Annotated in this window: 3 protein-coding genes and 2 pseudogenes; 2 read left to right on the plus strand and 3 right to left on the minus strand. The window is 34.5% G+C overall.

Translation table 11 applies throughout. The annotated features are described in order from the left end of the window. Window positions 1-181: 181 nt before the first annotated feature. The 3 genes and pseudogenes from B6A27_RS03350 to B6A27_RS03360 all read right to left on the minus strand — a co-directional run. Window positions 182-649: pseudogene (locus tag B6A27_RS03350) on the minus strand (RNA-guided endonuclease InsQ/TnpB family protein); the annotation flags it as partial. A 187-nt stretch (window positions 650-836) separates the two neighbouring features. Next, window positions 837-1,019 (minus strand): hypothetical protein, encoded by a 183-nt coding sequence (locus B6A27_RS03355; RefSeq protein WP_080860161.1) that lies wholly within the window; start codon window positions 1,017-1,019, stop codon window positions 837-839. Between the two features lie 161 nt (window positions 1,020-1,180). Continuing rightward, window positions 1,181-1,789, minus strand: a complete 609-nt coding sequence (locus tag B6A27_RS03360) for a DedA family protein (RefSeq protein WP_080860163.1) — start codon at window positions 1,787-1,789, stop codon at window positions 1,181-1,183. Between the two features lie 621 nt (window positions 1,790-2,410). On the opposite strand from B6A27_RS03360, the pseudogene B6A27_RS03365 reads away from it, so the two are divergent. Beyond that, window positions 2,411-3,288, plus strand: a pseudogene (locus tag B6A27_RS03365) (IS982 family transposase). 135 nt (window positions 3,289-3,423) lie between these two features. Beyond that, on the plus strand, window positions 3,424-6,389 hold a 2,966-nt coding region (locus tag B6A27_RS03370), incomplete at its 3' end, for a beta-ketoacyl synthase N-terminal-like domain-containing protein (protein WP_080860165.1).

Below are 6,389 nucleotides of genomic sequence, written 5' to 3' on the forward strand. Positions count from 1 at the left end.
TTCTTCTTTCGTGAATTAGAAGATAAATCGTTCATTTTCTATGCTCAACCTATGCTATAAGTGAACTACCCACCCACTTATCAACCTTACGATTTGATTGAAGTGGGGGCTTCTCGGGTAATCCCGTCTAGTGACAGGAAAATGGACCGAGCGAATCTTCTCGTTCCAAGAGTTATATTTTTTATGCTAACACCAGTAAGCGTAATCCTTCGTTTTTAATACTGATCGCTGAATTGTGATCTCGATCTAATACAGCGCCGCAAGAACACTTGTACACACGTTCGGATAACCGCATTTCTTGTTCTTTACCGCAACAAGAACACTTTTTCGTTGAAGGGAACCACTTATCGATTTTAATCAGTTGTTTTCCTCGCTCTTTTATTTTGTATTCTAAAAATTTTGTGAACATACCCCAACCGTTATCATGAACGCTTTTCCGGGAATGAAGGGCTTGAGACATCCCTTTCATGTCCAAGTCCTCAATGATCACAGCATCGTAAGTTATGACTAATTCTTTTGACTTGTGATGAAGAAAGTTCATTCGTTGATTTGCTACTTTTTCATGTCGTTTAGCCACTTTTAAGCGTTGTTTTCCCCAGCGTGCAGAACCTTTCTTTCTCCGCGAAAGAATCCGTTGTGCCTTTGCTATATTGTATCGCCAATGGCAGTGATTATAAAAAACAAAGCCAATTTTTCTAATTACATTATTTACCACTCCAATACCAATAGGAATTTATGTTGATGATATATCTTTTCCTGTCACCTTTGCTTCTCGGTTATCATGGTCAAATGCTGTAAAAACAAAGCGACCTTCGCATATAGGTCGCCCAATAAAATCAAATACTTTCTTTTGTCTTTTTCATATACCGCAGCAAAATAGCCGTGCCTGCCATATTCATGATAATGCTTGCCCCAAGTAAAACCGACCATAGTATGGTAGGCATCGATAAAGTTAATGATAGCATGAAGAAAATAAAGCCCATCAACACACAAATAAGCCCTTGAAGCAGTTTAGACAAGTGAATGCCCCCCTTTTTTAATTTTATTTTATCACACATTCGCCTCATCATTATGAAATATTGTTAAAAATTGTTTGAAGCGGGGCAATATACCAACTTTGAATGTTATTTTATTATTACTTGCTTTCTTCAATGGTGTTCATGAAAATAAACTGAATGGTTTACTTTAATATTCTTTTTCTAATAAACAGAATAGCAAGACAAAGAAACAATAAGGCTAAAATGTCATAAACCACATTGGAATAGATATCCATGTAACCCACAACAATTTCCCACGATCCACCAATTGCAGCACCAATATTAACAAGAGCTAAATTCCAAATCAATGTTCCTATCGTAGTCAATACTAGAAAGACGCCAAAATTCATATGTGCCATTCCCGCTGGCAAGGAGATCAAGCTTCTAATTAAAGGGATGAAACGACAGAAAAAAACCGTCCAAACTCCATACTTCGCGAACCATTCATTTGCTTTATGAATATCTTTCTTTGTCAATCGAAGTAGATGTCCCCACTTCTCCACGATTTTCTCGATTCGCTTTACATCAACAAGTAATCCAATACCGTAAAGAACAATCGCTCCTGCTACCGATCCAATAGTAGAAACTACAGTTACCCCAAAAACACTTAAGTTGGTATGATTAGTCATAAACCCTCCAAATGTCAATATAACCTCCGATGGAATTGGCGGGAATAGATTTTCTAAAGTAATCAACAAAAAAATCCCCAAATAACCAAATTTCTCCATTATATTCGTAATCCAGTTCTCCATTTCGTATCACCCTTTTAATAATCAGAAATTTTCAACATATTTTATGCGGTCAATGACTGTATCAATCATTCCCATACACAAAAAAGATACCGAAACAACAAAATAATACTATCTAGACGTATTTTATTGCTCCTACAACACGGTTTCCTTTCTCTCCAGAACTTTTTACCATTCCGGCGGTCGTTTTCCCGTTATTCATCATTCTATGTACATAATTGGACACTTTCATCTACCATGCATAGCATCTTCATCAACCATCGTGGCTTTCCTGTCCCCCATGAAGATGAGAGTGTCCCCCCTGTTTCAATGGCAAGTATAGCGTTGCTTCTTGAATTTCAAGTTCACCCTCAGTCTTCTCTTTAACGGGTTCAGAAATTTCGCATTCGTACCTTTCTTTCTTATTCTTTCACTACAGAAAGAATAAGGAGAGCGATATTTCCTTTTAATCATTCTTTGTTCAGCTCGCAAACTCCCATTGAATTACTTAACATTATCAAATATATTTCGATTATAAATTATACCCGTGGTACTAGATAATTTTGAATAAGCAAAAAAAGAGCCCTTGCTTGTGGACCTCCTTTAAAATGAAAGTGCGACCAACCATTCGAAAGGAGAATCCCCATGCAAGAGCACTTTCATTTTACTACAAACCAAGCAAACATTCAAAAACAATACGAGGTGATTTTGTCTTTTGTTTCCACTCAACTTTTGCTTATGGATTCATATCTTCAACGTCACAATCACCACTTGATGAAATCAAAAGATGAGGTGATCATCGCTATTCATATCCTTGGGAAACTGTTTGGATTTACTTCTGAGCGCGCGTGGCATCGCTTTGTGATTGGGAATTTGTTTTCAGTTGATGACTTTCCCAAACGTTCCCGTTACAATCGTCGCGCTCGAGCCCTTCGTTTCGCCATCAAATGGATTCGTCAACAGGTAGCCAAGCGTGGACAGCACCATGCCTATGCCGTAATCGATAGCCTCCCCCTAGAATGGTGTCATGCAGCTAGAGTGTATCGTGTGAAACGGTTTCAAGGCATGGCAAATATCGGCTATTGTGCGTCCAAAAAGCAGCGTTATTATGGATTCAAATTTCATCTGCAGGTGACAAATCAAGGTCTACCTATGGGGTATGTGGTAACCGAAGCACCTTGCCATGATAAAGCGGTAGCCGAAACCGTGATGACACAAGTTCCACACCCCTATACCTTAGGAGATAAGGGATCTATCAGCGATGTATTACAAAAAAGCTATACAAGGAATATCAAATGGCACTGTGGACGCCTACTCGGAAGAATCAGAAGAAGCGCAAATTAAAACGATGGGAACAGTGGATCAAGCAAAAGCGCAAAGTCGTCGAAACCGTGTTTTTTGTTCTCGTTGGTCAGTACCGCATAACAGAGATTCGCGCTCACTCTATTGCAGGTTTTGAAGTTGCGCTAGATGGCATCTTGTTGGCCTATTCACTTGTTATACTCGGGCTAGTTGAGCGTTAATGTTCAACTAGCACCACGGGTTAATTATATTTCATTATTTCTGATGCCTACGATACATGGATGCTTATAAAAATTGAAGAAATTTAACGAAATAATGAGAAAATCCTTATTTTATAGAGGGAGAGGTAGTATAGGATGGATATTGCAGTTATAGGAATGAGTGGAATTTTCCCTGATGCAGAAAATTTAGATAAATTTTATGAAAATTTAAGTAATGGTATCTTTAGTGTAAAAAAACTTCCTTTAAGACGTAAGGAAACATCAGGTAGTAATCAATCTGCTCTTTTTGGGTACTTAGAACAAATAGATGAATTTGACTATAATTTTTTTAATATTTCAAAATCTGAAGCAGATCATATGGATCCCCATCAAAGAATATTATTACAATTGGTTTGCAGTGCGATAGAAAATGCAGGATACAGATTAGAGGATTTTAAGGGGAGTAAAACATCTTTAATTTTAAGTGGTTTTGGTGGACCTAAACCTGAATATATACACTTAGCTAGTAAATTTCATCCAACACTATTAACTGGTAACTCATATGCCATTAGTGCAGGGAGAATTTCTTATTTTCTTGGATTAAGAGGACCATCAATGATTATAGATACTTCTTGTTCCTCTTCATTAACAGCATTACATGAATCATGCAATAAACTAATCCTCGGAGAAGTAGAATATGCAATCACAGGGGGAGTTAGACTTCTTTCGAATTTAAACTTTCCATCTGATATCAAATTTGGAATGGAATCGAAGAGTAATATGTGTAAGGCATTTGATGATTCTGCAGATGGAGTTGTTGGAGGAGAAGGTGGAGGAATTTTATTATTAAAGCCATTAGAGAAGGCAATTAAAGATAAGGATGTTATTCATGCAGTTATTAAAGGAAGTGCTTCGAATCAAGATGGCAACTTGTCAAATGGAATTACAGCTCCTAGTCCTCAGGCTCAGACTGAAGTCATTATTAGTGCATGGAAAAAAGCTAACGTTAATCCTGAAACTATCTCTTATATTGAGACGCATGGAACTGGTACAAAACTGGGGGATCCAATAGAAATTCAAGGATTGACAGATGCCTTTAATCAATTTACTGACAAAAGGAACTTTTGTTATATTGGTTCTTTAAAGTCAAATATTGGTCACCTAGCAGAAGCGGCAGGTATAGCGGGTGTTATTAAAGCTATTCTATCATTGAAACACAAAAAAATTTTTCCATCTTTACACATAAAAAAATTAAACAGACATATTGACTTTGAAAATTCTGCTGTAATGGTAAATACTGAACTTAGGGATTGGAATATAGAGAATAATGGGAAAAGAAGAGCTGGAGTTAGTTCATTTGGGATGAGTGGTACCAATGTACATGTGGTTTTGGAAGAAGCTCCAGTAATTAACTATCAAGATGAAGAGGAAGAAAAGGGACCTTATTTGTTTACATTGTCGGCTAAATCTACTGACTCTTTAAAAAAGTATAAAAAATTACTTATTTCTTATTTAAAAAATAGTAGAGATAATTTAAAAAACATTAGCTATGTTCTAAATAAAGGAAGAGATGATTATAACTATAGAATCTCTTGTGTCGCTAGTAGTAGACATGAACTAATAGAAAAGCTTAATAAAATCAATGTAACAGAAAGATGCTTAGAGAATCCTTCTATTATTTTTCTATTTTCTCACGACTTTCAGATTCCTGAAAATATATTTCAATACTTAACAATTGATCACCCACGATGCAAAGATATATATAATCAATATTTCGTAAAATTTCCATCTAATGATAATGAGAGTGTGAGAAAATTTATTTTCCAATATTTATTATATTTTTATTGGATTTCAAAAGGAATAATACCTGAAAAAGTTATAGGTGTTGGGTTAGGAAATCTTGTTGTCAAAGTAATTATGGGTAAGATAACTCTTGAGGAAGCTATTTTAAATGCTACTGATTTTGATGAAACTATAACATTTGACAAAAATAGATTTAAAAATCTCATTTTATCATTTAATGAAAAATCTAATCCAATATTTTTAGGAATGAATAAGGATGGTGAACTATTCAAAGAGCTTCTTGAGATTAGAAATGAGTTGGATTTTGTAAGTTCAATTGCTTCTTATGAAGAAGATAATTATTGCTCTTTAATCAAAGCTATTTCAGATATTTATTCTATTGGGGAAAATATTAATTGGGATAAATACTACGAGGGACAACATTTTCAGAGATTAGAAATTCCAACTTATCCGTTTGAGAAAACCAAATGTTGGTTAGATTTTAATGAAAACAACTGTAATTTATCTTTTAATAATATATCTCCCAAGAATGAGTTAAACTCAAACGAAACTCGAACAATTATTAATAATGATATGCACATCCAGAAAAAGATTAAGGAAATTTGGTGCGCAGCACTAGACCTAGACCAATTGAATGTGGAAGATAACTTTTTTGAAATTGGTGGGAATTCATTAATTTCAATTCATATTATTGAAAAACTCGAGAATGAATTTAATATAGAACTTGATTATGACATTATTTTAGATTATCCGACAGTTCGTGAATTAAGCCGATACTTATTATCTTTAATAGAAGAAGGAAATCATACGGAGGATTTAAAAAATGAAAATAAAATAATTGAGGAAATAAATCAATATCCACTATCTTTTGCACAAGAGGGTATTTGGTATTTAAATTATCTCGATCCAAATTCTTCGTCGTACAATATACCGTGTGCGATAAGATTAGTTGGGAATTTAGATATAAATATTTTAGAGAAAAGTATTATAGAAATTATTAAAAGACATGAAAGTTTAAGAACTGTGTTTCCTCTAAGGGACGGAAAACCAATAGCTTTAATTAATAACGATGCACATTTTTCTTTAAAAATAGTTGATTTACAGACTTTAGATGAAAATTTAAAAGAAGAAGAAGTAGATCGTATAAATAAAGAAGAATCTCTAAGACCGTTTAATGTTGAAGAAGGTCCATTGTTTAGAGCTACTTTATTGAAAATAAGGTCAGACTGTCATATTCTTATTTTCAATATGCATCATCTAATATCTGATAATTGGTCATATCAAATATTCCTAAAAGAATTAGTAACTCTATATCAAAC

The sequence above is a fragment of the Anoxybacillus sp. UARK-01 genome, assembly GCF_002075365.1.
Lineage (GTDB): Bacteria > Bacillota > Bacilli > Bacillales > Anoxybacillaceae > Anoxybacteroides > Anoxybacteroides rupiense.

What these genes read in the sequence shown, in the direction of transcription:
- B6A27_RS03360 (WP_080860163.1), bottom strand. Translation starts at nt 1,789, where the DNA reads ATGGAGAACTGGATTACGAATATAATGGAGAAATTTGGTTATTTGGGG.